The sequence below is a fragment of the Enterobacter sp. 03-F-07-AD-ECC genome (genome assembly GCF_047530935.1).
Classification (GTDB): domain Bacteria; phylum Pseudomonadota; class Gammaproteobacteria; order Enterobacterales; family Enterobacteriaceae; genus Enterobacter; species Enterobacter cloacae.
On the sequence record NZ_JBLKBZ010000051.1, the window covers coordinates 1 to 4701 of the forward strand.

A 4701-nucleotide genomic window follows, 5' to 3' on the forward strand; every position below is an offset into this window, starting at 1 on the left:
CAGCTCCAGACGCCCCTTGTCCGCGTGCTCCACCCACAGAATGCTGTACTGATCTTTATCGAGTCCGGGCATCAGAACCCGCTCGAAGCTGGCCATCAGTTCTTCCCGCTGGCCGGGAGGCAGATCGGCCTCCGCAAACGACAGGACGCCGGAGGTGTATTTCTTAACGTAAGGCGACGCGTCAATCAGCTCCCGGACTTCTTCCGGCTTCCCCTGCAGGACGGTGGCGCCTTCACGCTGCCGGTCTTTACCCAGCAGATAGTCCACCGGCCCGGCGCCACCGCCGCGGCCGCGCGGATGAAATTTAACGATCATCGTCCGTTCCTTTCTCAAGAACGGCGTGCCGCAGCCGCTCAAGGCCGGCATCGATGGTCATCAGCGCCGCCACAATCTGTACCCTGTCATGGCCGGTGCCGCCGCCGGCGTTAACACGGCGGGCTATCTGGTTCAGGTTATTGCCCATGCCGGCAAGCTGGCGCAGCAGCGCCGGCGAGAGTGAGGGGAGCTTTCCGGAACGTGCCGGCTTTTCGTCCAGGCAGATCTGCCGCATCCACGCCGCCAGCTGCCTGCCGTCACAGCGCTCGAGCAGCCGCCGGTGCTCGTCCTCCGTCACCCACATGGTGAGCATCTTGCTCCGTTTCTCTGACAAACCGGCCTCCTGATAACGCCGGGACGGGCGGGAAAGCCTTTCCCGGTCGGCGCGGGGTTGGACAAGCCGCAGGCGCGTCAGGCTGTTGGCGGGTTTCGGGGCGCAGCCCTGAACCAGTCACGAGCGCTAGCGGAGTGTATACTGGCTTACTATCTTGGCACGGATGAGGGTGTCAGTGAAGTGCTTCATGTGGCAGGAGAAAAAAGGCGGCACCGGTGCGTCAGCAGAATATGTGATACAGGATATATTCCGCTTCCTCGCTCACTGACTCGCTGCGCTCGGTCGTTCGGCTGCGGCGAGCGGAAATGGCTTACGAACGGGGCGGAAATTTCCTGGAGGATGCCAGGAAGAAGCTTAACAGGGAAGCGAGAAGGCCACGACAAAGCCGTTTTTCCATAGGCTCCGCCCCCCTGACAAGCATCACGAAATCTGACGCTCAAATCAGTGGTGGCGAAACCCGACAGGACTATAAAGATACCAGGCGTTTCCCCCTGGTGGCTCCCTCGTGCGCTCTCCTGTTCCTGCCTTTCGGTTTACCGGTGTCACTCCGCTGTTATGGCCGCGTTTATCTCATTCCACGCCTGACACTCAGTTCCGGGAAGGCAGTTCGCTCCAAGCTGGACTGTATGCACGAACCCCCCGTTCAGTCCGACCGCAGCGTCTTATCCGGTAACTATCGACTTGAGTCCAACCCGGAAAGACACAACAAAACGCCACTGGCTGCGGCCATTGGTAAGAGGGTGTACAAGAGATTACTGATGCAGAGTTCTTGAAGTCAGAGCCATACTGAGGCTAAACTGGAAGGACAGAATTTGGTTTCAGCGGTCTTGTACACCCTGTTACCACGGTTCAGAAGTTCCCCAACTTACTGAACCCTCGAAAAAACCGCCTCCCCAGGCGGTTTTTTCGTTTCGAACATAAGATACGCTTTGTCGATTTAATCAGTCAAGGAAGAACCCTGAAAGCCTCAATCGCTTACAGAATTATTCTTGTTAGAGACATGTTTCTGCACCGTATCAACACCAGTACACAAAACAGCTGCAAACAGGAACCATCCCCACCCATCTAGGCCACGAACAGCAAGAACCCCAGCAATGACTACACAAAGCAAAGGGAACAACAAAATCATAAAGGCTCTCATAAATCCTCCAGAGGTACTTATTTTTGAATAAAGTCCCTAATCCATCCATATTGCCACTAGGATGGATTAGTAACTTACTTATTGATTACTAATGGTAATCTTCAAGATCAACGTCTAAGACGTTTGGTTCTTCCACCTTGAAAACCACCCTCCAGTTTCCGTTAACCTCTACGGAAAACTCACCTTTACGTTCACCTTTTAGGGGGTGACACCCCAGCGCCCTTACATCCACAATATCTTGAAGACATGTTGCGGTGCTTAGCGTAGTCAATATCATGCGAAGTTTTTTCGCTAAGTGAGGCTGAATTCCGGCGGTGTTACCGTTTTCAGCAAAACTCCGAAGCCCTTTATGCTTTATGTTTTTTATCATCAATCATCTCCATAAAATTTTCGTCGATATCTATCTCTATAAACAGAAAACAATTTGACAGCGTCCATTTGAACCCCTTGCATTATTAAAATAATTGACGTAACTTTGTCTCTGAGGTCGATTACCTCGTTTGACTTCCAAGAGCGCTAACCGTACAATATGGCGCCTTGAAAAAGTCGGTAAAGACACCATATCAGCGGTAGCTTTCTGCTCCACCGAGCATCCTAAAGCTTACTGCTTTTTTTGTCAATAACAGACACTTGCGTATTGTGCAATGCGCAACGCGAAAGAAACAAAATGTTTTGTGTAATCAAATACAAAACCAATAGAGGAAGGCATGATAAATCTTTACGATCCTGTACACCCCGGTGAATTCATCAGGGAAATGTTCATGGAACCGTTCGAAATACCTGCCGCAGAGTTAGCTGATAAGCTTGAAGTATCACAATCTGCATTAAGTAGATTGCTCAATGGAAAAACTGATCTTAGTTATGAGATGGCTCTTCGACTATCTAAAGTTATAGGCCGCTCTGCAGAGTCGTGGGTTAATATGCAGGCTCAGTACAGCCTCTCGAAAAGTCGTAAAACTTTATCCGAGACGCTAGAACACCTTCATCCGATGTTTCCATAAGTAAAAGCCCGCTCGTGCGGGCTTTTTGCCGTAAAACCCCCGCATACCTACCTTTAGTTTGATTTTTAGTTCAGTTCTTAGATCTTGAAATGATTGTTGTTTGAACACCAATAAGATGCCCATACAAGGCTCTAAAAAGGAGAACAAAATGGCAATTTATGTAGGACCACATGGCAAAATAGGTCGTGATGGTGGCTCATTCCAAGAATGTGACATCAACACAAACACTCATACTGTTACCCGCAAATATGGACGATACTGCACCATTCGCGATAATGAGTTCGCACCACCAACGAGCGCACCTGGCAGGTACTGGCTACAGATCTACCGAACCCCAGACAACACTGAGTAACAGAAGCGCCAGTAACGACAAAGCCCGCATAAGCGGGCTTTGTCTCTTACAAAATTCCTCGTCGTCGCAATTCAGCTTCTATCGCCTCACATGCGGCATCCACAATCTCCGTGTTGTAGTACCTGGACATGCCACTGCTAATGATATCGTCCATTAGGGCACGGTTATGAGCTAAGGTACGTCGTAAGTATTCAGGGGTATGTTGCTCCATCGGATTCTCCTTTTCATGACTGAGCATTATTGCTTACCTGTATTTATCCCCGTCAGTGCTGGTCACGTTGAAAAGCCCTAAAAAACCACTTTTTTAGCTGCCTTAATCATTGAAAAATGGCACTTAAATCCACATCTATCGCGCTGGGGAAATCGCCCGCACACAGCCACTGATAAAATAAAAGTGAGATAAAATGGATCCAATGGATAAGATTTGCGATGTTTGTGCCCTCCCTGCCAGCGCCTGTACCTGTGGCTTCTGCGATGACTGCAACGAGAAGCTGGCAGACTGCGTCTGTGAGCGCTGCAGCGATTGTGGAAATTTAGATGAGCACTGTAGCTGCTCACGTTGCGACGAGTGCGGTGAAAAACTGGATGAGTGCATATGTGAGGAGTGCGAAGAATGTCTCCGCAGTCCACATGATTGTATCTGCGAAAACTGACCTAAGGCCGAATTCTCTTTCAAGAGCGACCGGGACGGTCGCTCTTATTTACCATAACATCCGTTGGGCGCACCGCTGAAACGGGGTTGGCTGCGTTTCCGGTGCCAGACGCGAGAAAGTGGCGACAGACATAACGAAAAAACACCAGAAACGCAGCCGCTGAATATTACACTGGTGCATAGTCATGCAGCCAGATGCATGGATGTTAAAGTCACACTAAAATCCGCGCCAATGCCTTAAAAACCGACAAATGCTTCTCCAGCCAGTCCCACAGCTCCGCCGCCAGATACAGGCAGTTAAGCAATGATTCAATAAGATTTAACAGCTTCATTTCCCGCTCCTGAATAAGTCGTGACCTTTTTGATCACGAACCTATTTAGCGGGAGAAATAAGAGCCCCTCTTCGTGCGGGTTGTCAGCTGCCTGGATGGTTTAAAGTGTCGGCCCGCGGTAGGTTTTCTGCGGCTGGCGCTCCAGCTCCAGTGTTTTCTGATACTCATTCTCCCTCTGCCGGAGCTCGATGGCATTCAGTTCCCGGACAAGCGGCGCAGCTGCTCGCTTAAACTCAGCACCTGCGTGCTCAAGTCCGACACGCGCTCGTTCAGCACCGCGTTCTCCCGTTGCATAAGCCCACACATGCTCCGCCATTCCGCGAAGGCGCTCTCCCATTCGTCCAGCCTTTGCGAGTAGTCCTGCTGTAGCTGCTCTAATGCGCTCAGCAACTGCTTTTCCAGCTCTGTCATTTTCAGCTACTCCTGTTTCAGGCGGATCCATGTCGTCCCGTCGTAAGGGATGGCTTCGGTTTGTATCCCCGGCGGCAGGATAAGAAACCTCCGGCCGTCGCTGCTCTCCTGATAGCGCACTCCCCACGTCCGGGCGGTCATTTTCGCCAGGGTATCTTCCTGC

4 protein-coding genes and 1 pseudogene are annotated in these 4701 nt (G+C 51.0%); 1 reads left to right on the forward strand and 4 read right to left on the reverse strand.

From position 1 onward, the window contains the following. The 3 genes and pseudogenes from ACMWKA_RS25380 to ACMWKA_RS25390 form a co-directional block, all read right to left on the reverse strand. Nucleotides 1-315: pseudogene (locus tag ACMWKA_RS25380) on the reverse strand (nuclease); the annotation flags it as partial. Beyond that, nucleotides 305-649: a MobC family plasmid mobilization relaxosome protein gene (locus ACMWKA_RS25385; RefSeq protein WP_045342092.1), complete on the reverse strand. Its 345-nt coding sequence runs from the start codon at nt 647-649 to the stop codon at nt 305-307. The pseudogene ACMWKA_RS25380 and the gene ACMWKA_RS25385, both read right to left, overlap by 11 nt. A 1229-nt stretch (nt 650-1878) precedes the next feature. Next, nucleotides 1879-2160: a type II toxin-antitoxin system RelE/ParE family toxin gene (locus ACMWKA_RS25390; protein WP_000594459.1), complete on the reverse strand. Its 282-nt coding sequence runs from the start codon at nt 2158-2160 to the stop codon at nt 1879-1881. Nucleotides 2161-2497: 337 nt separating this feature from the next. Here ACMWKA_RS25390 and ACMWKA_RS25395 point away from each other — a divergent pair, with 337 nt between their 5' ends. Then, the gene (locus ACMWKA_RS25395; RefSeq protein ID WP_000609279.1) at nt 2498-2791 is read left to right on the forward strand and encodes a HigA family addiction module antitoxin; all 294 of its coding nucleotides are present in this window, start codon (nt 2498-2500) and stop codon (nt 2789-2791) included. A 1531-nt stretch (nt 2792-4322) separates the two neighbouring features. On the opposite strand, the gene ACMWKA_RS25400 is transcribed toward ACMWKA_RS25395, so the two are convergent. Beyond that, nucleotides 4323-4538, reverse strand: a complete 216-nt coding sequence (locus ACMWKA_RS25400; protein ID WP_000137422.1) for an MbeD family mobilization/exclusion protein — start codon at nt 4536-4538, stop codon at nt 4323-4325. Between the last annotated feature and the right edge of the window lie 163 nt (nt 4539-4701).